This is a genomic window from Pseudomonas sp. DSV-1, from assembly GCF_035830915.1.
In the GTDB taxonomy this organism is placed as follows: Bacteria; Pseudomonadota; Gammaproteobacteria; order Pseudomonadales; family Pseudomonadaceae; genus Aquipseudomonas.
In genome coordinates this window covers 5,078,624-5,100,583 of sequence record NZ_JAYMYG010000001.1, presented here as the reverse complement: position 1 = coordinate 5,100,583, position 21,960 = coordinate 5,078,624, and the positions used below count along the sequence as shown (strand labels likewise).

The following is a 21,960-nucleotide window of genomic DNA, read 5'->3' as shown; positions in this document are numbered from 1 at the left end:
ACCGCCTTTATGCTGGAAGTCGCGGTGTTAACCTGCAAAAGCCCGTTAGTCGGGTAATTCCTACATTTAGAACGGTCGATACGCACAGCCAGTCAGGCGGCGTCTGTCGTCTTGTTGCCTGTTGAAAATTAAACAAGGAGCGCCACGCCATGCATGCCATCAGTTTTATCCAGGATCTGGCAGTCATCATGCTGGTCGCAGGTGTGGTGACGATTCTTTTCCACAGGTTCAAGCAACCCGTGGTGCTGGGCTATATCGTTGCGGGTTTTATCATTGGCCCGCACACCCCGCCGTTTGGCCTGATCCACGATGAAGAAACGATCAAAACCCTGGCCGAGCTGGGGGTTATTTTTTTGATGTTCTGCCTGGGACTGGAGTTCAGCCTGCGCAAGTTGTTCAAGGTCGGGGCCACAGCCTTTATCGCAGCGTTTATGGAAATTACGCTGATGATCTGGATCGGCTACGAAATTGGCCGCTGGTTTGATTGGAACACGATGGATTCGCTGTTTTTAGGCGCGATTCTGGCCATTTCATCGACCACCATCATCGTCAAAGCCCTTAATGACCTGAAAATGAAGAACGAGCGCTTCGCACAGCTGATTTTTGGCGTGCTGATCGTTGAAGATATTTTAGGCATCGGGATTATTGCGCTGCTGTCGAGCATCGCTGTCAGCGGCAGTGTCAGCCCCGAGGAAGTTTTTTCGACAGTCGGTAAATTGTCGTTGTTCATGATTGTGGCGCTGGTCATCGGCATCTTGCTGGTGCCGCGTGTGCTGGCGTATGTGGCCAGATTCGAAAGCAATGAAATGCTGCTGATCACCGTGTTGGGGCTGTGTTTTGGCTTCTGCCTGCTGGTGGTCAAACTGGAATACAGCATGGTGCTCGGGGCCTTTTTGATCGGGGCGATCATGGCCGAATCCCGTCAGTTACTGAAAATCGAGCGCCTGATCGAACCGGTACGTGATTTGTTCAGCGCGATTTTCTTTGTCGCCATCGGACTGATGCTCGACCCGGCGATCCTGCTGGAATACGCGGTGCCCATCGTGGTGATCACCATTGCGGTGGTGCTGGGCAAAATGCTGTCCTGCGGGCTAGGGGCATTTATCGCAGGTAATGACGGACGCACATCGCTGCGGGTTGGGATGGGACTTTCTCAGATTGGGGAGTTTTCTTTCATCATCGCGGCGCTAGGTATGACATTACAGGTCACCAGTAGCTTCCTGTACCCCGTAGCGGTTGCTGTATCCGTACTGACGACCTTGATGACGCCTTATCTGATTCGCGCCGCAGACCCGCTCTCGCTCAAGCTGGCACAGGTGGTACCTGGTCGTGTGTCACGGGTGTTCGGGCTCTATGGCGAGTGGCTGCGCAGTATTCAGCCGCAGGGAGAAGGGGCACTGTTGGCTGCGATGATCCGGAAAATCCTGATGCAGGTTGGGGTCAACCTGGCCCTGGTCATCGCTATTTTCTTCGCGGGTGGTTACTTCGCCCCCCGGATTGGCCGTTACTTGCAGGGCTGGATTCTGGAGCCGAGCTGGCAAAAAGGGATTATCTGGGGCGTGGCCTTGTTGCTGTCGCTGCCGTTTTTGATCGCGGCGTATCGCAAACTCAAGGCGTTGTCGATGCTCCTGGCCGAGATGGGCGTCAAACCGGAGATGGCCGGGCGTCACACGCAGCGCGTGCGTCGGGTGATCTCGGAAGTGATCCCGATTCTGTCGTTACTGGTGATTTTTCTGCTGTTGTCGGCATTGTCGGCGAGCATCTTGCCCACCAATGAATTGCTGATCGTGATTGCAGTAGTGGCAGCGGGAGTGGCTGCGCTGTTGTGGCGCTGGTTCATCCGGATCCATACCCGCATGCAGGTTGCACTGCTGGAGACGCTGGATAACCACAAGGAAGGGGAGCACTGACAGCCCGCTGACCAATGGCTGGAAAGCGGGCATCAAGCAGGTATCAGCTTTCCAGCCAGACGTCGCGCGCCCAGTGCCAGACCGATTCCCATGTTTCTTCGGTAACGAGCTCTTCTTCGCCGGACCACAGCACCACGGTGCCGTCTTCTTCTACGCAGTAGTAGTCGTCGCCGTCCTGGCAAATAGGGATCAAGCTGCGGTCAACGCCGGCATCCCAAGCGTTGGCTGCCACTTCCGGCAGGTAGGTGTGTGATTGTGGGTCGGTCACGGTGACCGGCTCCAGGCTGCCATACACCACGTCACTGACGGTCAGCAGAAACTCTCTGAAGACAAACGGAATATCAATGAACAGCTGTTCTTCGATTTCCACCAACTGGTCTTCTTCAGGCAGTTCCAGAGGAACTGGTACAGGCTCGTTTTTTTCGCGTAGCTCTTCAATGATCTCTTCCACGACCTCATCCTCATGCTCTATGGCGCGGTTTATATGACGCGCTTTATACAGTAGCTCGTTATAAGTGCAATCGTGAAATGCAAAGCCCCGGACAAGTCCGGGGCTTTGATTAACGCATATGTAGCTTGCGGGATCAGCCGTTCTGACGGATACCGGCTACCAGCCAAGGCTGGTTATCACCTTGCTGACGCTCCATGTTCCAGCTTTCGCTGAAGGCTTCGCCCTGGTCAAAGCGCGAGTTTTTCGACACGCCGCTGAAGGTCAGGGTTGCAATGGTTTTGTCTGCACGGTCATCCAAGCCGTCCAGTTGCACGGTCAGGTTGTCGATGTAGGTGGACTGGAAGCCATCACCCAGCTCAGCGCGTTCACGCTTGAGGAAGTCGAGCATCTGCGGTGTTACGAACTCGGCGATCTTGTCCATTTCGTTGGCATCCCAGTGCTGTTGCAGGGACTGGAAATGGTTGCGCGCAGCTTCAAGAAAGTTCTGCTCATTGAACCAGGCCGGTGCATTGATCACCGGGCGTGCCGCAGGGGCTGCCGAACCGCCGCCGAAGAAGGACGAAGGTGCTGGCTTGGCGTCAAAGGCTTCGCGTTGCAGTGGAGCGTGACCGGCAGGGGCCATCATCTCGGATTGTTGCTTGCGACGACGGGCCGCGATAAAGCGGAAGATCAGGAAGGCGATGACCGCCATGATCAGGATGTCGAAGAACTGCATGCCCTGGAAGCCACCGCCCATGAACATGGACGCCAACAGGCCACCGGCTGCGAGGCCAGCCAGAGGGCCGAGCCAGCGCGAAGCACCACCGGCTTTTGCGGCGGCGCCTGCAGCACCGGCAGCTGCAGGGGCTGCAGCTGGAGCGGCCTGGCGCGTTTGGTGGCTAGGCGCTGCACCAGCGCTTTTGCCGCCGCCGAAGCGCTTGGCGTTCGCGTCGAGGCTCATCGTCAAACCGATGCACAACGCCATGGCGATGCTAAGAAAACGTTTCATAAGGGGTTCCCATTTGTGGATATCACGCGCGCCATGTTGCACAGGTGAGTTGTGACTGGCTAGCGGTGAAGTGTTTCGGGCTTTTGCCTATTTATCTGTAAGAGACAGATTTTTTTACTGTAGGACGCATTGATGTGGGAGCGGGCCTGCTCGCGATTCCCGGCACTCGGTGCATCTGATACACCGAGGTGCTGCCATCGCGAGCAAGCCCGCTCCCACCGTTATCTATCAATCCAGACTATTCCCGCAAAGCTGTCGGGTTGCTGTCAGACCGCTTCAAGTTTGGCGTAGCCCATCATCAGCCACTTGCTGCCTTCGGAGAAGTTCACCTGTACCCGCGCCTGCGCGCCTGCGCCTTCGAAGTTGAGGATGACGCCTTCGCCAAAGACCGCGTGCTTGACCATCTGGCCAAGCTTGAATTCGGTTTCTGGAATTTCCGAACCGCCAAACAGGCTGCTGGCGCTCTGCTTTTGGCCACCACCGAAAGGGCGACTGACGCTGTTGGATAGACGAACTTCCTGGATCAGGCCTTTTGGCACTTCTCGCACGAAGCGCGAAACCTTGTTGTAGGTCTCGCTACCGTACAGGCGTCGGGTTTCAGCGTACGTCATGACCAGATTTTGCATGGCGCGGGTAATGCCCACGTAAGCCAGACGCCGCTCCTCTTCAAGGCGGCCGGGTTCTTCCAGGCTCATCTTGTGCGGGAACAAGCCTTCTTCCATGCCCACCAGGAACACATACGGAAACTCCAGACCCTTGGCGCTGTGCAGCGTCATCAGCTGGATACCGTCTTCATGCTCTTCGGCCTGGGTATCGCCAGCCTCCAGTGAGGCATGACCAAGGAAGGCGGCCAATGGCGACAGCTCTTCATCTTCGTCATTGTTCTCGAAGTTGCGCGCTGCGCTGACCAGTTCCTCAAGGTTTTCTACCCGGGCCTGGCCTTTTTCGCCTTTTTCCGCCTGATGGTAGGCAATCAGCCCACTCTGTTCGATCACGGTTTGGGTCATCAGATGCAGAGGCATCTCCATGACTTTTGCCGCGAGGTTCTCGATCAGTTCAATAAAGCCGGAAATGGCGCCTGAAGCACGACCGGGGAGGGCTTTATTGGCAATTAGCTGGCGCATCGCCTCCCACATCGACACATCGCTGTGACGTGCGTGATCGCGAATGGCCTCGACGGTTTTTTCGCCGATACCGCGGGCAGGCACGTTAATCACCCGCTCCAGCGCGGCATCATTGCCACGGCCTTCGAGCAGGCGCATGTAAGCCATGGCGTTTTTGATTTCTGCGCGCTCGAAGAAGCGCTGGCCACCATAAATGCGGTAAGGAATACGTTCGCGCAGCAACGCTTCTTCAAGTACCCGCGATTGGGCGTTGGAGCGGTACAAAATGGCGATATCGCTATGGGCCAGGCCGGTTTTCAAGGCGCTTTCGATGGTCTCGACCACGTAGCGCGCTTCATCGTGTTCATTGAAGGCTGCGTACAAATTAATTGCTTCGCCTTCACCGCCGTCAGTCCACAGCTCTTTGCCCATGCGTCCGGTGTTGTTGGCAATCAGGGCGTTGGCCGCTTTGAGGATGCCTGCCGTGGAGCGATAGTTCTGCTCCAGGCGAATGGTCTCGGCGTCCGGGAAATCGGTTGAGTACTGGTAGATATTTTCGATTTTCGCGCCGCGCCAGCCGTAGATCGACTGGTCGTCATCGCCCACGACCATCAGGCTGTCGCCGCCCTGGGCCAGCAATCGCAGCCAGGCATATTGAACGGCGTTGGTGTCCTGGAATTCGTCGACAAGAATGTGGCGGAAGCGTTTCTGGTAGTGCGCCAGCAAGCCCGGGTTGTCGCGCCACAGATCCAGGGCGCGCAGCAGTAGCTCGGAAAAGTCGATGACACCGGCACGCTGGCACGCGACCTCATAGGCCTCGTAAATATTGCGCATGGTGGCCAGGAACAAGTCGCCGCTGGCCTGGATATGTTTAGGACGCAGGCCTTCGTCTTTTTGACCGTTGATAAACCACTGCGCCTGACGCACCGGCCAGCGCTGTTCATCCAGCCCCAGTTCACGGATCACGCGCTTGACCAGGCGTTGCTGGTCATCGCTGTCGAGGATCTGAAAGGTCTGGCTCAGCCCTGCTTCTTGCCAGTGAGCCCGCAATAAACGGTGTGCCAGCCCGTGGAAGGTGCCGACCCACATGCCCGCCGGGTTGATACCCATCAGTTGCTCGATGCGGTGGCGCATCTCGGCGGCGGCCTTGTTGGTGAATGTCACCGACAGGACTGAGTGCGGCGACGCGTTCTCGACCTGGATCAACCAGGCGATACGGTGCACCAGCACACGGGTTTTGCCGGAACCTGCGCCGGCCAGAACCAACTGACGCCCCACACTGGCCGTGACGGCCTGACGTTGGGCATCGTTGAGAGAATTTAACAAGAGAGAGAGATCATCGCGCATCGGGGCATTTTAGGGGCTGTTGACGTTTTATTGCTAGCCACGTAGCGCTCTTGGGCCGAGCGGTCAAAAAGCCTGCCGGTATGGGCTGTGCCGGTTTCATCTATTAAATGATGCCTGTGCGTTTGGTCGCGGGCACAGCTTGTGTATGCTCGGGCAACTTCCTGGCTCCCCTACTGATAAGAATTTCGCCGATGGTTCAGAGTTTAAATTCGCCGGGAATTTTTTTCGGTTTCGGGTTCGGCCTTTTTCTGCTGGTGAGTGGTCTGGGTTGGCAAGTAAAGCGGGTCAATCTGCGTCACAAGGTGCAGCGTTTACGCCATCAAGGTCTGTTCGACGACTTGCAGCAAGCCAATGTCCGCAGTGAGCAACTGAACGCTGAGCTTTTGCGCGAAGTGGAACTGCGCCGTCTCGTTGAGGCGCGCGTTCGCCACCTCGCCCATTTTGATGAACTGACCGGCCTGGCCAACCGTCTCTTGTTCAAGGAGCGACTGGAGGAGGCCAGCCAGCGTGTTCGCCAGGGTTCATGCCACCTGACGTTGCTGCACATCAACCTCGATCGTTTCAAATTGCTCAATGACAATCTTGGGCACGAGCTGGCCGATCATGTGCTGCAAAAAATGGCAGAACGCATCACCAAGGCCTTGCCTGAGGCCAACACCATTGCGCGACTGTCGGGCGATGAGTTTGCCGTGCTGTTTGATGCTTACAGCAGCCTGACCAGTCTGGCGCGGGTAGCGACCCGACTGATGGAAAGACTCGGCCGGCCCTTGGTGGTGGATGGCCATGAGCTGATCATCAGCGTGTCCATGGGCATCAGCCTGCTGCCGGGCAGCGCACGGGACATTGCCACCCTGGTCCACCAGGCCAATAAAGCCATGCGCCAGGCCAAGCATCTGGGCGGCGGCACTTTTCAGTTCTACAGTCACAGCCTGCAACACAGCACCCTGGAGCGTTTGCAACTGGAAAGTCAGTTGCGCAAAGCCATTGCCCAATGCCAGCTCGACGTTTTCTATCAACCTAAACTATGCCTTGCAACGGGGCGCCTGCACGCAGCTGAAGCGCTGGTTCGCTGGGATCATCCGCAGTTGGGTAGCGTCCCTCCGAGCGACTTCATTGCCTTGGCCGAGGAGACTGGCCTGATCAGCGCCATCGGAGAGTTCGTGCTGCGCGAAGCCTGCCGGCAAGCCTGTGAATGGCAGCGCACAGGGCTGGCGCCGATACGGGTGTCGGTGAACCTGTCGGGGCATCAATTGCGCCAGGGCAAACTGGTCAGCCTGGTGCGCCAGGTGCTTGAAGAAACCGGTCTGGCGCCTCACTGCCTGGAACTTGAGCTGACAGAAAGCCAGTTGCTCGACAATGTTGAATACGTCATCGCAACCTTCCAGCAATTGCACGAGCTGGGCGTGAGGCTGGCGATTGATGACTTCGGGACCGGTTACTCCTCGCTCAGTTACCTCAAGCGATTTGCAGTGGATTACGTGAAGATTGATAAAACCTTTATCCACGGCCTGGGGCGCTGCAGTGAAGACGAGGCCATCACCCTTGCGATTATCTCCATGGCCCATAGCCTCGACCTCAAAGTCGTGGCCGAAGGTGTCGAAAACGAGGCGCAGCTGGCATTTCTCAAGGCTCGCCAGTGCGACGAAGTGCAGGGTTACTTGATCAGCCGTCCGGTAAACGCTGCGCAGTTTGGCGATTTGTTACGTGCCGGTGTAGTGGATTTGTAGTGCCAAAAAGGGCTACATCGCCCTGAAGCTGCATGAATCATGGGAAAGATAAGGGTAAGACAGGGTGTATTGGGTGGGCAGAAAGCGAATTCTTGTAGTATAACTACAAGAATGCTACATCCCCGGCGCCTGCCGCTTACAGACCGAGTCCTGCCCTTTGAACCTGCTGCAACATATTGCCCAGTCACGCCACCTGTTACGTAAATCGGAACTCAAGGTCGCCGATCACGTGCTGCTTGATCCTGCGGCTGTAATGCACAGTTCCATGGCCGACCTTGCCCACAGTGTCGGCATCAGTGAGCCCACCATCGTGCGCTTTTGCCGGGCAATTGGCTGTTCCGGGTTCCAGGACTTGAAACTCAAGCTGGCGCAAAGCCTGGCAGCAGGTGCCAGTTTCGGTCAGTTCGCAATCCACGAAGACGATTCGGTTGCGGACTACAGTCTGAAAATTTTTGACACCACGCTGCACACCCTGATGGAAGTGCGCGAGAAGCTTGATCCCGTGGCGCTGCAGCGTGCGGTGACGGCCATGTCGCAAGCGCAGCGGGTCGAGTTTTATGGTTTCGGTGCCTCGGGTGCCGTTGCGGCCGATGCCCAGCACAAGTTTTTTCGCCTTTTACTGACGGCTGCGGCGTACTCCGATCCCCATATGCAAGCGATGTCGGCTGCAACCTTGAAGCCTACGGATGTAGCGATTTGCATCTCCCAGTCGGGCCGTTCCAAAGACTTGCTGATCACCGCCAATCTGGTGCGTGAAAGTGGCGCGACCTTGATTACCTTGTGCCCGAGCCAAACGCCACTGGCGGAGCTGGCGACCGTCAATCTGGCCATCGATGTCCACGAAGACACCGAAATCTACACCCCGCTGACCTCGCGTATTGCCCATCTGGTGGTGATTGACGTGTTGGCGATGGGGGTTGCCATGGCTCGCGGCCCAAGCCTGGTCAACCACCTTAAAAGCGTCAAGCGCAGCCTGCGCAGCTTGCGTCTGTCGCCCAAGTCGCTGAAAAGCCACGAAGATTAATTGTGGGAGCGGGCTTGCTCGCGATGGCATCGCTGAAGCTTTCCTGACAGGCCGCGTTGCCTGAATCGCGATCAAGCTCCCTCCCGCACAGTACTCATATTCAGCCTTCATCCCCCTGTCATCCCATCTTCGCCAAGTCGTCATAAACAAAGTCCATCTTGAAACTCCCGTACACGCCTTGGGAGACTCGAAATGGCCCAGCCTTACGAAGAACGCAATAGCGCCGTCAAAACCCGTCGTCAGCAAGAAGACCAGCGCCGCATGGCCTTTCGCCGCGCAATCGAAGACCATGACAATCAGCGCCAGCTAAGGCTTGAAACCTCGGATTATCCCGACCTCAATGCAATCAACTATTGGCAGGCTGCGTCGGCAAGTGACCGTCGAAGCGCTCAACCAGCTCGCTGATTTGCAGGCGCTCACTGCGAATAAACCCCAGAAATGCATGGGCCACCGGTGACAGGCGCTTGGCTTTTGCCTGCACCACGCACCAGCTGCGATACAGCGGCAACTCTTCGACCGGCAACTCGCGCAGCAGGCCGGTCGCAAGTTCCAGGCTGACGGCGTGGCGTGTTAATAGCGCCACGCCCAACCCGGCCACTGCGCACTCGCGCTGGGACTCGTTGGACGACACTTCCAGTGTTTGACTGAAGTGAACACGCTTCTCCTTGAAGTATTCCTCGCACGCCATGCGTGTGCCCGACCCCTGTTCGCGCATCAGCAAGGTATACGGCTCCAGGTCCTGCAAACGGAGCGGACCACGGCTGCACAGCGGGTGGTCTGGCGGTGCGACGGCCACAATCGGGTTATTCAAAAACGGCAGAAACTCCAGGCCCATGTCCTGCGGCACCATCGACATGATCACCAGATCGTCGCGGTTATCCGACAGGCGGCGAACGGCTTGCGCCCGATTGACCACCGTTAGCTGCAGATTGACCTCCGGGTGCTGGCGCTTGAAAGCGGCAAACAGGTGGGGGACGAAATATTTTGCACTCGATTCAACCGCCAGTTTCAGTTGGCCCTGCAGCGACCCGAGCATGTCCGAGAGCTGCATGTCGAGGTTTTCAAGGCGCCCGAAAATATCCCGGCTGGCCAACTGAAGCGCTTCAGCGGCCTCGGTCATGTACAGCTTTTTGCCTACGTAATCGAACAAAGGCTGGCCAATCAGCTCTTCAAGCTGACGAATTTGTAGACTTACGGCGGGTTGTGTCAGCGACATTTCTTCTGCAGCGCGGCTGTAAGAGCGCAAATCACAGACTTCGTTGAATACCTGTAATTGACGAAAAGTGATACGCATCAATGACTTACGCATTTTTATAAAATTATCCGAAGCGGCAAGTGATCTGACTATAAGTCGTTACTTATGCACGACCCAAGAATTATTGATTTTTGTTTATTGTTGCGTGGGTCTAGTGTGACGACACAACGGTTCAGACACATTTGGACACGTGCCGACCTGGTCTAGCAGGTCGTTTGTTCCATGGGCTTTAGGGAAAATCCAAGTGATAAAAAAGATCCTGATCGCCAACCGCGGAGAAATTGCCGTCCGCATCGTGCGTGCCTGCGCCGAGATGGGTATTCGTTCTGTGGCGGTCTATTCCGAAGCGGATCGACATGCCTTGCACGTCAAGCGTGCCGATGAAGCCCACAGCATTGGCGAAGACCCGCTGGCCGGTTATTTGAACCCGCGCAAGCTGGTGAACCTGGCGGTTGAAACCGGTTGTGATGCCCTGCATCCCGGTTATGGTTTTCTGTCAGAAAATGCAGAGCTGGCTGATATTTGCGCCGAGCGCGGAATCAAGTTCATCGGCCCGTCCGCTGAAGTCATCCGCCGCATGGGCGACAAGACTGAAGCGCGCCGCAGCATGATCAAGGCCGGTGTACCGGTCACGCCAGGCACTGAAGGCAACGTTGCCGATATCCACGAAGCACTGCTTGAAGGCGAGCGCATTGGCTATCCGGTCATGCTCAAAGCCACCTCGGGTGGTGGCGGACGCGGGATTCGTCGCTGCAACAGCCGTGAAGAACTGGAACAAGCCTTTCCTCGAGTGATCTCTGAAGCCACCAAAGCCTTTGGCTCGGCAGAAGTGTTCCTCGAAAAGTGCATCGTCAACCCCAAGCACATCGAAGCCCAGATCCTCGGTGACAGCTTTGGCAACGTGGTGCATTTGTTTGAGCGCGACTGTTCAATCCAGCGTCGTAACCAAAAGCTCATCGAAATTGCCCCAAGCCCTCAATTGACCCCGGAACAGCGCGCCTACATCGGCGACCTGTCTGTGCGTGCGGCCAAGGCCGTGGGTTACGAGAACGCCGGTACCGTGGAGTTCCTGCTCGCCGAGGGCGAGGTGTACTTCATGGAGATGAACACCCGGGTGCAGGTGGAACACACCATCACCGAAGAAATCACCGGCATCGATATTGTTCGTGAACAAATTCGCATTGCTTCCGGTCTGCCGTTGTCGATCAAGCAAGAAGACATCCAGCACCGCGGTTTTGCCTTGCAGTTCCGGATCAATGCCGAAGACCCGAAAAACAACTTCCTGCCAAGTTTCGGCAAGATCACCCGTTACTACGCGCCCGGCGGTCCTGGCGTGCGTACCGACACGGCGATCTACACCGGCTACACCATCCCGCCGTATTACGACTCCATGTGTCTGAAGCTGGTGGTGTGGGCCCTGACCTGGGAAGAAGCGATGGACCGTGGTTTGCGCGCCCTCGACGACATGCGTCTGCAAGGGGTCAAAACCACCGCCGCGTATTACCAGGAAATCCTGCGTAACCCGGAATTCCGTAGTGGCCAGTTCAATACCAGCTTCGTAGAAAGCCATCCAGAACTGACCAACTACTCGATCAAGCGCAAACCCGAAGAGCTGGCCCTGGCCATCGCTGCCGCCATTGCTGCCCACGCAGGCCTGTGAGGAAAATTTTCATGTCCAAGAAGATCTTTGTAACTGACACCATCCTGCGTGACGCCCACCAGTCGCTGCTGGCAACCCGCATGCGCACTGAAGACATGCTGCCAATCTGCGACAAGCTCGACAAAGTCGGCTACTGGTCGCTGGAAGTCTGGGGCGGCGCCACCTTTGACGCTTGCGTACGCTTCCTCAAGGAAGATCCGTGGGAGCGTCTGCGCCAGCTGCGTGCCGCCTTGCCTAACACTCGCCTGCAAATGCTGTTGCGTGGTCAAAACCTGTTGGGCTATCGCCACTACAGCGATGACGTGGTCAAAGCCTTCGTCGCCAAGGCGGCTGTAAACGGTATCGACGTGTTCCGTATTTTCGATGCCATGAACGACGTCCGTAACCTGCGCGTCGCCATCGAGGCGGTCAAGGCTGCTGGCAAGCACGCTCAGGGCACCATCGCCTACACCACCAGCCCGGTGCATACCACTGAAGCGTTTGTGGCCCAGGCCAAGCAGATGGAGGCCATGGGTTGCGACTCGGTGGCAATCAAGGACATGGCTGGCCTGTTGACCCCGTTTGCCACCGGCGAACTGGTCAAGGCGCTGAAGGCTGAAATCAGCCTGCCGATCTTTATTCATTCCCATGACACCGCCGGTCTGGCTTCCATGTGCCAGCTCAAGGCGATAGAAAACGGTGCCGACCATATCGACACTGCGATCTCCAGCTTCGCGTGGGGCACCAGCCATCCGGGCACCGAGTCGATGGTAGCGGCCCTCAAAGGCAGCGAATACGACACCGGTCTTGACCTGTCGCTGTTGCAGGAAATTGGTCTGTACTTCTATGCCGTGCGTAAGAAGTACCACCAGTTTGAAAGCGAATTCACCGCAGTCGACACCCGTGTTCAAGTGAACCAGGTACCGGGCGGGATGATTTCCAACCTTGCCAACCAGCTCAAGGAACAGGGCGCCCTGAACCGCATGAGCGAAGTGCTGGCCGAGATCCCGCGTGTACGTGAAGACCTGGGCTTCCCGCCGCTGGTGACACCGACGTCGCAAATCGTCGGCACCCAGGCGTTTTTCAACGTACTGGCTGGCGAACGTTACAAAACCATCACCAACGAAGTGAAGCTCTACCTGCAAGGCGGCTACGGCAAGGCGCCAGGCGAGATCAACGAGCAACTGCGTCGTCAGGCCATCGGTAACGAAGAGCTGATCGACGTACGTCCTGCTGACCTGCTCAAGCCAGAAATGGTCAAGTTGCGTGCTGAGATTGGTGCTTTGGCCAAGTCGGAAGAAGACGTACTGACCTTCGCCATGTTCCCGGACATCGGCCGCAAATTCCTCGAAGAGCGTGCTGCAGGCACCCTGGCCCCGGAAGTATTGCTGCCGATTCCTGAAGCTGGCGGTGTTACCAAGGCGAGCGGTGAGGGTGTACCGACCGAATTCGTGATCGACGTACACGGCGAAAGCTATCGCGTAGACATCACCGGTGTAGGCGTCAAGGCAGAAGGCAAGCGTCACTTCTACCTGTCCATCGACGGTATGCCGGAAGAGGTGGTGTTCGAGCCGCTTAACGAATTTGTGGGTGGCACTTCGAGCAAGCGCAAGCAAGCGAGCGAGCCGGGCCACGTCAGCACTGCAATGCCGGGCAACATCGTTGATGTACTGGTTGCCGTAGGCGACGTCGTCAAGGCTGGCCAGTCAGTACTGATCACCGAAGCGATGAAAATGGAGACCGAAGTTCAGGCCGCCATCGCGGGTAAAATCGTCACCATCCATGTCATCAAGGGCGACCGCGTTAACCCGGGCGAAATTCTGATCGAAATCGAAGCCTGATACCGCCTTTGATACAAACGCTTTAAACCTCGGGGGAGCATGTGCTCCCCTTTTTTTTCGACTGGCTTTTTGTATCTGTATTTTAATGCAGGCGGGTGATCCGGAAATCGCCTTTATCTGCATTAAAATGCATTTTCTGGGCGAGAAAAATAACCACAACTGCACTATATTGCAGGTAATGGTTTATTCGATTGTTTGATATGCATTGAATTGCGGGTGCGAGCATGTTTCAGCTAACCCTTCAGCTCTACCGTGCCGGTCAGTGGCAGGACGCGATGACGCTGGCTTTTTCTGAACCGAATAAAGGGCTCGATGGTCCTTGCCGCTTTGGCTACAAGCAGAAGTACCTGATGCAAAACCTGGAGACCATTGAAAGCCCCTTTCTTTGCTCGGTGAGTGCTTGTGTGCCCGTTGAGTGGGATACGCACATTCTGAAAAAGGCTCCCGCCTTCCTGCACGACATTGCCCCGGCCGGGGCTGCGAAGAAGATCCTGATCAAGCAAATAGGGCGGGAAAAACCTGAGGACTTGAGCATTGATTTGTTTTTGCTTGGCCGCAGCACGCCTGCGCCGATAGGCCATCTGCGGATTAAAGAGTCGTTTGAGCGGCTTGATTCCCATGCGGTGCTGGGCTTCTCTCGCCAGGACGTGATCGATCGTGACAACAGCTTTCTTGAGTACGCCCACGAGCAGGGGGCTGCGATTGGCGGCGCAACAGGGGCGGGTGGCGAAGCGCCCAAACTGTTGATGTCTGAAGGCGCGGATGGCTTGTTGTATCCCGACGCTACCCTGGCGGACCCTGACGTCAGGCAGCATTGGTTCATCAAGTTTGCTCGCAACAAGGGGTTGGAGCTGGACTGCGACATTTTGCGCAGCGAATTCATGTACTACAAAGCCTTGCAGGCATTGGGTATTGAAACTGTTCCAGCTCAAGGGCTGGCGCTGGAAGAAGGGCGAAAGCCGAGCCTGTGGATGCAGCGCTTTGACCGCAAGGTCACTGGGCAAGGCGTCGAGAGGCTTGCTGTGGAGTCTGTCTATTCTCTTGCCCAGGTCACTGAGCCCGGCAGCGACATGGCTCACGTCGAAGTGCTTGAGCGGTTGGCAGCGCTTTGGAAGCATGCTGGCCAGCAGGATCAGATCCCTGATCTGGTGGCTGAATACTTGCGCCGCGATCTGCTGAACAAAATCCTTGGCAACAGTGATAACCATGGCCGCAACACCGCGATTATTCGAGGTGTTGATTCATTTCGCCTGGCGCCTGTCTATGACCTGGCGCCCATGGTGATGGATGGTGAAGGTATTACGCGTACAACCAAGTGGTCGCGGGAGGTAGAGCGTGCGGGGCAAATTGATTGGCGAGGTGCCTGTGAGTCGCTGAGCTCGATTATTGATCCGGATATGGCGTATCAGCGCTTACGCGCTGATGTCGAGCCGCTACGGGCCCTGCCTGATTTGTTAAGTGCTGAAGGGCTACCGGAGCTGACGATGAACCATCCACAAATCGCGCTTAAAAACCTCGACCAGCGCTTGCGCGAGTGGGGCTTGAAATGACCCTGACTATTGATGCGCGCCAGTTGATGATCGAAAGTATTGAGGCTGATCTTGCTCAGGGCAAAATCGCACTGGGTGAGGCGGTAAAGCGCTTTCGGGTTGATGTGACCGGATTGCAGCAAACCCAGTTTGCCCGCATGTGCAAAATTTCGGTCCGTACCTTGATTCAAATCGAGCACGGCGAAGGCAATCCGACGCTTAAATCCCTGAATGCAGTCTTCAAGCCCTTTGGTCTGCAAATGGGTGTGGTCCGCTTACCGCGAAAATTCTAATCCCCTTCTGTAACAAAAACGCCCAACAGTCCTTGTTGGGCGCATTGATCAAATTTTATACAGTTGATGCTCTGCATTCTTCCAGGGTCTTTATCTGGCCGCTTTCTGGTTGGTTATCCAGTGCCAGCCATTTTTCGAAGCCTGCCGCTATAGAGGGCCATTCCGTACCGATAATGCTGTACCACGTGGTATCACGATTCTTGCCTTTAACTACCATATGCTGGCGAAAGACGCCTTCGTATGTGTACCCCAATCGTACTGCTGTACGCTTTGATCGCGCGTTGTCGTTGTTGCACTTCCACTCCAGGCGTCGGTTGCCCAGTGCGAAGGCTTCCTTGGCCAGCAGGTAGACCGCCTCGGTACTCTTTGGCGAGCGCTGCATGGGGGCGCCGAAGGTCACGTGGCCGATCTCGATGCGCCCGTGCTCAGGGACGATGCACATCAGGCTGATCAAGCCTTGTGCCTCGCCACTCAACTTATCAACGACGGTATAAAAATGCGGGTCACGACTGGCGGCATGGCTTTGCAACCAGGTATCAAACGTCGGACGCTCATTGAAGGGCCCGTAGGGTAAATAGTCCCAAAGCTTGGGATCAGCCTGCGGCCCCTGTAAGGCTAGCCATAGTTCATCGCCATGCCGTGCCGGGTCGAGCTTTTCCAGACGAATGAATTGCCCTTCAAGGGTTCGGGTATCGGGTGTTTTGGCCGCCAGCCAGTGTTCTAGAGAGTCGGGCATTGCGCGTTCCTTAGTTATTACAAGGTTTTGCGAAACTGGATAAAGCCAGGGCGCTCGGCAATACGCTCATACAACTGGATCGCCGTGGCGTTGGTTTCCTGAGTCATCCAATAGACTTTGGCACAGTCTTTATCGCGAGCGACGGCATAGACGTGCTCGATCAGTTGGCGACCTACCCCTTTACCGCGAACCTGGGGGCTGACAAACAGATCTTGAAGGTAGCAGGCGTTTTTAATGCTCCAGTTGGTGCGGTGATACACGCACTGCACCATGCCCACGGCCTTGTCGCCTTGCCAGGCAAGGGCCAGAGAGGTCGGCTCAGCCGGATCGAAAAAACGTGTCCAGGTGGATTGGGTGATGTCGTCTGACAGCTCGGTGTTGTAGAAGCGCAAGTAGGCCTGCCAGAGGGGGAGCCACTGTTCGTGATCGGCGGTGGTTGCGGGTTTGATCTGGATTTGAGTCATGTGAGCTATTCCTTGGCCATTAAGTGAGCGAGTGCGTGGTCTTGCGGGTTGCTGCTGGCCAGGAGTCCCTTGCGTACGCCCGCCTGGTCAGCAGCGTCGCGGTTCTGGCTGAGTTTGCGTTTGCCGTCCAGGCGGGTGATGGGCAGGCGAAAACCCACAATGGCCTTGAGCATGCTGTCGATGTAGTCCGCTGGCGCATCGCTGACCGACCAGGGTTGGGATCGACCGGCTTCGTGTTTGCTGCTCAAGCGGCTGACCAGCGCCAGTAAACGCTCGGCATCCTCGAAGACTTCTGCTGTGCCATAAGCGTGAACGGCGAGGTAGTTCCAGGTGGGCACGGCTTTACCGTGTTCGGCCTTGCCGGGATAAAAAGACGGGCTGATGTAGGCCTGTTCTCCGGAGAAAATCACCAGGGTTTCGGTCCCTTCAGCCAGGGCCTTGCCGTGGGGATTGGCGCGGGCAAGATGGCCATACAGGGTGCCGCAGGCGCCTTCATCCGGGTTCAGCAGCAAAGGCACATGACTGGCGATCATGCCTTGGCTGGCGTGAGTGACCAGCACGGGCAAGGGCGTGGCCAGCATCTGTTGATGCAACATTGGGATGTCATCTACTGCGAAGGCGCGGGGAACGTACATAGAAATTATCCTTGGCGAATGGCCTCATCCTAGGCAGGCTATTGGTTTGTTGTAAGAGCCATTAATGGTCATTTTCATAGGTCCAATTCATGTCGGATTCAGCGCTTTCCATCGCCTTCAACCCTGCCGGAATCGAGCTTGATCCGAAAAAAGGGCTGAGCCGTCAGCTGTATCAGGCATTGCGCCAGCGCGTGCTCGATGGTCGGTTGAGTGGCGGTGCGCGGTTGCCGGCCAGCCGTGACCTGGCCACTGCTCTTGGTATTTCCCGTAATAGCGTGGTGCGGGCCTATGACCAGTTGTATGCCGAGGGGTTTATTGAGGGGCGAGTGGGTGATGGCACTTATGTCGCAAAACTGCCTGAAAAAGCGCTGCCGATAAAAAAGTTGTCCACCAACTTATCCACAGGGTTTTCAACAGACTTATCCCCAGAGTTATCCACAAAACAGGCTGAATTACCTGTAATTACATCCAGTAAAGTTATCCACAGCACTGCTTTGAGCCGGGTCGCAAAGCATGCCCTTGACCTGCCTCCCAGTGGAGTTCCTCGTGCATTTCGAGTGGGGGTACCGGCGTTTGACTTATTCCCTTTCGAGGTATGGAGCAAGCTGCAGGCGGCTTTTTGGCGTAAGCCAGACTTGCAGCAACTGTGTTACGGCGATCCGGCTGGTGATGAACGCTTGCGTGGACTTATTGCGGCGTATTTGCGCACTTCGCGGGGTTTATCGTGCACCAGTGATCAAATTTTGATCACTAGTGGTGCGCAGCAGGGGATTAGCCTTTGTGCACAGCTGCTGGTGGAGCCGGGCGAGGGGGTGGCTGTGGAGAATCCGGGCTATCGCGCAGCAGCCTATGCGTTCGCGATTGCCGGGGCTCATGTGCAGGGTGTAGCGGTGGATGAGGACGGTATGGATTGTTCGGCACTGGCACACTTGAGTAACTGTCGGCTGGCCTACGTGACGCCCTCTCACCAGTACCCGAGCGGTGTGACCCTGAGCCTGGCCCGGCGTTTGGAACTGTTGGCCTGGGCTGAGCGCACCCAGGGCTGGATTGTCGAGGACGACTACGATGGCGAATACCGTTACAGCGGTGCGCCGCTGGCCCCGTTGGCGGCTTTGGACCGTAGTGGTCGGGTGATTTATGTCGGCACGTTCGGCAAGGTGGCCTTTCCGGCATTGCGCCTGGGGTACCTGGTGCTTCCCAAAGGCTTGACCGAGCCATTTGCCCGGCGCCGATCCCTCGATATGCGCCATTCGGAAGTCAGCACCCAGGCGGTCATGGCTGAGTTTATGGCGGCGGGGCATTTTCAGCGGCACATCCGGCGGATGCGTCGTGCGGCCTTGAGTCGACGGGATGTGTTGCTGGCCAATTGGCCCCATGCGCTGGACGGGGTGGGGCCGATGCCGACCATCGCTGCGGGGTTGCATGTTGCCGTGCCGGTGACGAGCTTTGCGCGGGAGCAGGCACTGTTGGCGCAGGCCAAAACGGCCGGCGTGGAAATCAACGGGTTAAGCAGTTATTGGCAGCAAGACTCGATTGAGCCTGTGGATAAAAGAGCGGGGCTGGTGCTGGGGTTTGCAGCGGTGCCCGAAGTGGAGATCAAGGCGGCGCTGGAGCGGCTGGGCAAGGTGTGGAATGGCAGCCGTTGAACCTGTGGGAGCGGGCTTGCTCGCGAGAGGGGCACCGCATTAATTCAGACAGACCGCACCGGCTGAATCGCGAGCAAGCCCGCTCCCACAGGCAGGGCTTGATCATTGCGCGCTTTCAAACCCTTCAAGCACGTTCACCGCATTCACGCCGATTTCCTCAACGGCGTAGCCGCCTTCCATCACAAACAGCGTCGGTTTACCCAGGCGAGCAATGCGTTCGCCCATGCGCAGGTAGTCCGGGCTGTCGAGCTTGAACTGGGAAATCGGGTCGTTCTTGAACGTATCCACACCCAGTGAAACCACGATGACGTCAGCGTCGTAGCTTTCGATTTCGGTGCAGGCCAATTCAAGTGCTGCGCTCCAGCGATCCCAGGCCGAGCCTGCGGCCAGGGGATAGTTGAAGTTGAAACCTTCGCCCGGTCCTTCGCCCAGTTCATCTTCGTAGCCCAGGAAGAACGGAAACTCGGCTTCAGGGTGGCCGTGGATCGAGGTAAACAGCACGTCGCTGCGCTCATAAAAAATCGACTGCGTGCCATTGCCGTGGTGATAGTCCACGTCGAGGATCGCCACTTTGCGACGGCCCTGGTCGAGGAACGCCTGGGCTGCGATTGCTGCGTTGTTCAGGTAGCAATAACCGCCCATCAAGTCGCTGGCGGCGTGATGCCCGGGTGGGCGGCAAAGTGCGAAAGCGCTGTGGGCGCCGTTTTGAATCTCGGCCTGGGCGGTCAGGGCGACTTGCGCTGCGCTGTAGGCCGCTTGCCAGGTACCCGCAGTAATGGGGGCGCCGCCATCAAAGCTGTAATAACCGAGCTGGCCGTGGAGGCTGGTGGGCAAAACTGCGCGCAAGGTTCGGGCTGGCCAGGTGTATGGCAGCAAGTCGCCGTCACGACCGTGTTCTGTCCAGCGATCCCAGGCGCCCTGGAAAAAATCCAGGTACGCGGCGCTGTGGATACGTTCGATGGGGCCCCGACCAAAGTCTTGCGGCGCGCGCACCGGTCCCAGTTCGCGGGTTTGTACCCGCTGCAGAATATGGTCGGCGCGAGAGGGCATTTCGAAGCAAGGCATCAATTGCCCGTCCATCAACTCACAGCGGCCATGATGCAGGTGATGATCGTCCGAGTAGATCGTCAGCATGTTCTTGTTCTCCCAAGGCTTTGGCGGTGGCCTACAGTTTTGCGGCCCGGGGTGTTTGAGAGAACGGCAGGAGCGGCCAAAAGGGGATGGATGTGGCCAACATCACTGACCGAAATTCGCCCCTGAATCAAACACGGAACTGGCTGGGGGCAACCCCGCTCCAGCGTACAAAGGCGTGGCGAAAGCTCGCGGTCTCACTGAAACCCAGGGTTTCGGCAATCCGGTAGATGGGCCAATCGGTGTCGTTGAGCAGCAGCTTGGCCCGTTCGAAGCGCAAGTCGTCGAGCAGGGTTTGATAGCTGCATCCCACGTCGTGCAAATGGCGACGCAGAGTACGCGGCGAGCAGTTCATTTGTTCGGCCAGCCCCTCAAGCCCCGGGGCGGCGTGCATCTGTGCGCCAAGGAGTTGGCGGATGCGTTCCAGCCAGGTTTGCCGCCCGGTGAATTCCAGGTTCTGTTTACGGCAGCGCTCGGCCATCGCCTGATGGGTAACGGCATCGGCCAGCGGCAAGGGATGGTCAAGCCAGCGTTTGGCGAAAGCGAACGCATTGCTGTCGGCCTCGAACACGCGCGGGCAGTCGAAGCTTTGCCCGTAGCTGGCGTGGTAATCGGGCGCGCTGTGGGCAAAACGTGCACCCAATAGTGGCAACGGTTGGCCGAGCAGGTCTTCGCAAATGACCTTGAGCGAAACCAGGCATAACTCGGTATTGAATACCGCGAGCTGTGGGCCTTCGCCATACCCGCTGGCGCAGAACCACACCTGATCTCCTTCGACCTCAAGGCTGAGCTCAAAAAGTGTTCCCAGCAGCGCCGGGTAGCGTAAAGCCAGACGCAGTGCGTCACCTAAGGTGGCACTGGTGAGTAGGGCGTAACCCAGCATTCCGTAGGACGACACATGCATTCGCCGGCCCAGCTCCAGGCCGATTTCGCGGCGCAAGGCCACGGCGTTGGCGCACACGCGCATCTCCTGATTGGTCGTGATGCGTGTGTCTGCGCGGCTCAAGTCCGCCGCCCGGATGCCGCTACCCGCCAACAGTGCTTCGCTGGACAAGCCTTCGGCATTGAAGGTGCTGAGCACCAGCGAAACGGCGTTGAGCGTTGTGAGATGAGAGTGGAGCATGCTCGTTTCCTGCATGGAGGTGCAGGAAGCGAGCAAGTTGTGTGCCGGGCGGGCGCAGCTACGCGTCGATCAGGCCAGTTCCCCGCACACGTCCAGCTCGATCAGGCGCCGGACTTCAGCCAGCGGCAAATCGGCACCGAGCAGGGCATGCAGTTTGCCGAACACGGCTTCACGGGTCATGCCACCCCCCGACAGCACCCCAACCCCACGCAAACGGCTGCCAGCTTCGTATACGTCCAGTTCCACACCGCCTTCATGGCATTGAGTGATGGCTACCACCAAAATGCCGTTCTCCTGCGCCCGTTGCAGGCTGGCCAGGAAGTCCGGGTTATCGCCGGGGCCAGTGCCGCTGCCGAAGCATTCGAGCACCAGCGCTTCGATCCCGCTGCTGAGCAGTGCGTCGAGCTGGGCTGCGCCAATTCCCGGTACCAGCGGCAATACACCCACACTGGCTTCGTGCCCTGGATGGTTGTAGGCCAGCTCGTCCGGCAGTGATGTGGCTTTTGCCACGCCGCCGTTGCGCGTCAACGCGACAAACGGGTTGCGCCCAAAGCTGCGGACTTTTGCGCAACGTGTCGGGGCCATCAATTTGCCGTGGAAGTACAGCTGAACCCCGTGAGGCTGGCCTTGGCCCAGAGCCTGCAGTGCACCGCTGACGTTTTCCCAGGCATCGCTGTCCGGTACGCCTGCTGGCAGCATGGAGCCCGTGAACAGCACCGGTGCTGGCAAGCCCAGCAATTGAAAGCACATCGCCGCCGCACTGTAGGCCAACGTGTCAGTGCCGTGCAGGACCAGGACGCTATCGCAGCCATCTTGCTCGATGGCTTCGATGATCGCGCCACGCAGGCGCAGCCAGTAGGCAGGCGTCATGTTGGCGCTGTCGATCAGCGGGCTCATCTCGCGAAAGGACCACTGCGGCACTGTCAGCGCCGGTTGGCTGGCGAGGTGCTCGCTCATGCGCGCTTCAAAACCCGACGCTGGCGCCAGGCCACCGGCGCTGGCTTGCATGCCGATGGTGCCCCCGGTGTAGAGCACCATGACGCGTTGGGAAGGGTGGTGAGTGGCTGCAGTCATTGTTGAGTCCCCATAAGCAAAAACGCGGCGGTTCTGGAGAACCG

General features: G+C 57.5%; 19 protein-coding genes. 9 read left to right on the top strand and 10 right to left on the bottom strand.

Features of this window, described 5'->3' with window-relative positions:
- Positions 1-149: 149 nt before the first annotated feature.
- Positions 150-1,910, top strand: coding sequence for a cation:proton antiporter (locus tag VSQ83_RS23645; RefSeq protein ID WP_219261967.1), 1,761 nt, complete (start codon positions 150-152; stop codon positions 1,908-1,910).
- Positions 1,911-1,953: 43 nt separating this feature from the next.
- On the opposite strand, the gene VSQ83_RS23640 is transcribed toward VSQ83_RS23645, so the two are convergent.
- The 3 genes from VSQ83_RS23640 to uvrD all read right to left on the bottom strand — a co-directional run bounded on the left by VSQ83_RS23640 (position 1,954) and on the right by uvrD (position 5,799).
- The gene (locus tag VSQ83_RS23640; RefSeq protein ID WP_016782918.1) at positions 1,954-2,361 is read right to left on the bottom strand and encodes an SMI1/KNR4 family protein; all 408 of its coding nucleotides are present in this window, start codon (positions 2,359-2,361) and stop codon (positions 1,954-1,956) included.
- A gap of 133 nt (positions 2,362-2,494) precedes the next feature.
- Positions 2,495-3,349, bottom strand: a complete 855-nt coding sequence (locus VSQ83_RS23635) for a Tim44 domain-containing protein (protein ID WP_133074921.1) — start codon at positions 3,347-3,349, stop codon at positions 2,495-2,497.
- Between the two features lie 266 nt (positions 3,350-3,615).
- On the bottom strand, positions 3,616-5,799 hold the full coding sequence (gene uvrD / locus VSQ83_RS23630) for a DNA helicase II (RefSeq protein ID WP_133074920.1): 2,184 nt from the start codon (positions 5,797-5,799) through the stop codon (positions 3,616-3,618).
- Between the two features lie 191 nt (positions 5,800-5,990).
- Here uvrD and VSQ83_RS23625 point away from each other — a divergent pair, with 191 nt between their 5' ends.
- From VSQ83_RS23625 to VSQ83_RS23615, 3 genes are all read left to right on the top strand, one after another.
- Positions 5,991-7,526, top strand: a complete 1,536-nt coding sequence (locus tag VSQ83_RS23625; RefSeq protein WP_326427632.1) for a putative bifunctional diguanylate cyclase/phosphodiesterase — start codon at positions 5,991-5,993, stop codon at positions 7,524-7,526.
- A 157-nt stretch (positions 7,527-7,683) separates the two neighbouring features.
- Positions 7,684-8,550 (top strand): transcriptional regulator HexR, encoded by an 867-nt coding sequence (gene hexR, locus VSQ83_RS23620; protein ID WP_133074918.1) that lies wholly within the window; start codon positions 7,684-7,686, stop codon positions 8,548-8,550.
- Positions 8,551-8,742: 192 nt separating this feature from the next.
- Positions 8,743-8,955 carry a PA3496 family putative envelope integrity protein gene (locus tag VSQ83_RS23615; protein WP_133074917.1) on the top strand — a complete coding sequence of 71 codons (213 nt, stop codon included), beginning with the start codon at positions 8,743-8,745 and terminating at the stop codon, positions 8,953-8,955.
- Here VSQ83_RS23615 and VSQ83_RS23610 read toward each other — a convergent pair.
- Positions 8,897-9,859, bottom strand: coding sequence for a LysR family transcriptional regulator (locus VSQ83_RS23610; protein WP_326427631.1), 963 nt, complete (start codon positions 9,857-9,859; stop codon positions 8,897-8,899). The two genes, VSQ83_RS23615 and VSQ83_RS23610, sit on opposite strands and share 59 nt — an antisense overlap.
- 190 nt (positions 9,860-10,049) lie before the next feature.
- Between VSQ83_RS23610 and VSQ83_RS23605 the strand changes: the two genes are divergently transcribed.
- The 4 genes from VSQ83_RS23605 (at position 10,050) to VSQ83_RS23590 (ending at position 15,107) form a co-directional block, all read left to right on the top strand.
- Complete coding sequence (locus tag VSQ83_RS23605; RefSeq protein WP_019826929.1) at positions 10,050-11,465, top strand: acetyl-CoA carboxylase biotin carboxylase subunit; 1,416 nt, start codon at positions 10,050-10,052, stop codon at positions 11,463-11,465.
- 11 nt (positions 11,466-11,476) lie between these two features.
- Entirely contained in the window at positions 11,477-13,285 is a 1,809-nt protein-coding gene (gene oadA, locus VSQ83_RS23600; protein WP_133074915.1) for a sodium-extruding oxaloacetate decarboxylase subunit alpha, read from the top strand.
- A gap of 224 nt (positions 13,286-13,509) precedes the next feature.
- The gene (locus tag VSQ83_RS23595; protein ID WP_326427630.1) at positions 13,510-14,835 is read left to right on the top strand and encodes a HipA domain-containing protein; all 1,326 of its coding nucleotides are present in this window, start codon (positions 13,510-13,512) and stop codon (positions 14,833-14,835) included.
- Positions 14,832-15,107: a helix-turn-helix domain-containing protein gene (locus VSQ83_RS23590; protein ID WP_048362256.1), complete on the top strand. Its 276-nt coding sequence runs from the start codon at positions 14,832-14,834 to the stop codon at positions 15,105-15,107. The genes VSQ83_RS23595 and VSQ83_RS23590 overlap by 4 nt, the downstream gene beginning before the upstream one ends.
- Before the next feature lie 55 nt (positions 15,108-15,162).
- Here the strand turns inward: VSQ83_RS23590 and VSQ83_RS23585 are convergent, their stop codons facing one another.
- From VSQ83_RS23585 to VSQ83_RS23575, 3 genes are read right to left on the bottom strand one after another with little or no spacing between them, the layout of a single operon-like run.
- The gene (locus tag VSQ83_RS23585) at positions 15,163-15,843 is read right to left on the bottom strand and encodes a GNAT family N-acetyltransferase (protein WP_133074913.1); all 681 of its coding nucleotides are present in this window, start codon (positions 15,841-15,843) and stop codon (positions 15,163-15,165) included.
- A 17-nt stretch (positions 15,844-15,860) separates the two neighbouring features.
- Positions 15,861-16,307: a GNAT family N-acetyltransferase gene (locus VSQ83_RS23580; protein ID WP_133074912.1), complete on the bottom strand. Its 447-nt coding sequence runs from the start codon at positions 16,305-16,307 to the stop codon at positions 15,861-15,863.
- Positions 16,308-16,312: 5 nt separating this feature from the next.
- Positions 16,313-16,942, bottom strand: coding sequence for an FMN-binding negative transcriptional regulator (locus VSQ83_RS23575; RefSeq protein ID WP_219261963.1), 630 nt, complete (start codon positions 16,940-16,942; stop codon positions 16,313-16,315).
- An 89-nt stretch (positions 16,943-17,031) separates the two neighbouring features.
- Here VSQ83_RS23575 and pdxR point away from each other — a divergent pair, with 89 nt between their 5' ends.
- Positions 17,032-18,588 carry a MocR-like pyridoxine biosynthesis transcription factor PdxR gene (gene pdxR / locus VSQ83_RS23570; protein ID WP_326427629.1) on the top strand — a complete coding sequence of 519 codons (1,557 nt, stop codon included), beginning with the start codon at positions 17,032-17,034 and terminating at the stop codon, positions 18,586-18,588.
- A 102-nt stretch (positions 18,589-18,690) separates the two neighbouring features.
- Here the strand turns inward: pdxR and VSQ83_RS23565 are convergent, their stop codons facing one another.
- From VSQ83_RS23565 to VSQ83_RS23555, 3 genes are all read right to left on the bottom strand, one after another.
- The gene (locus tag VSQ83_RS23565; protein ID WP_133074909.1) at positions 18,691-19,722 is read right to left on the bottom strand and encodes a histone deacetylase family protein; all 1,032 of its coding nucleotides are present in this window, start codon (positions 19,720-19,722) and stop codon (positions 18,691-18,693) included.
- A 127-nt stretch (positions 19,723-19,849) separates the two neighbouring features.
- Complete coding sequence (locus VSQ83_RS23560; RefSeq protein ID WP_133074908.1) at positions 19,850-20,842, bottom strand: AraC family transcriptional regulator; 993 nt, start codon at positions 20,840-20,842, stop codon at positions 19,850-19,852.
- Positions 20,843-20,911: 69 nt separating this feature from the next.
- Positions 20,912-21,916, bottom strand: a complete 1,005-nt coding sequence (locus tag VSQ83_RS23555; RefSeq protein WP_219261960.1) for an asparaginase — start codon at positions 21,914-21,916, stop codon at positions 20,912-20,914.
- Between the last annotated feature and the right edge of the window lie 44 nt (positions 21,917-21,960).